Origin of the sequence: uncultured Shewanella sp. (assembly GCF_947495455.1) — a bacterium.
GTDB lineage: Bacteria > Pseudomonadota > Gammaproteobacteria > Enterobacterales > Shewanellaceae > Shewanella.
Genome location: NZ_CANLZC010000254.1, coordinates 1 through 523, shown reverse-complemented (window position 1 = coordinate 523; position 523 = coordinate 1). Strand labels below are relative to the sequence as shown.

The window sequence follows — 523 nt, the reverse complement described above, 5'->3', positions numbered from 1 at the left end:
ACATATATGGACACCTCACTTAATACAAGTGATACTTTTGAGTAACTATGGGTAAAACTGCATACGTATATCCGGCCTGTTTGTGAGAAATAATCATTCTCTGGCCCTAATGAGTACCGCACCTCTGTAGCTTATCGTCCCTACGGGTTTCGTTGCTCCCGTGTTCTCGCCCAGCATTGACAGAGGTCGGTTTTACCTGTTACTTCATTACATTTTATCGCATAACTTGGTGTGGATGACGCTGTACTTTTTAATTGCTTCTATATTCTGTTTGTTTGTATAACATTGACCAGATGATCCTTGCGAGTTTATTCGCGACAGCAACCACCGCTTTATGCTTGCCTCTTCGTTCAATCAACTGTTTCGCCCAAACAGATAGTCTATCTGTACTTTGCTCTACATGACGTATAATAGACCAAGCGCCTTGAACTAGTAGTCGTCTTAGATAACGATTGCCGCGCTTTGTAATGCGACCTAATTTTTGTTTACCGCCACTTGAATGCTCTCGTGGCACAAGCCCTAA

General features: G+C 42.6%; 1 protein-coding gene. It reads right to left on the bottom strand.

All coding sequences use genetic code 11. From position 1 onward, the window contains the following. Nucleotides 1-250: 250 nt before the first annotated feature. On the bottom strand, nt 251-523 hold a 273-nt coding region (locus tag Q0791_RS25005; RefSeq protein WP_299011966.1), incomplete at its 5' end, for a transposase.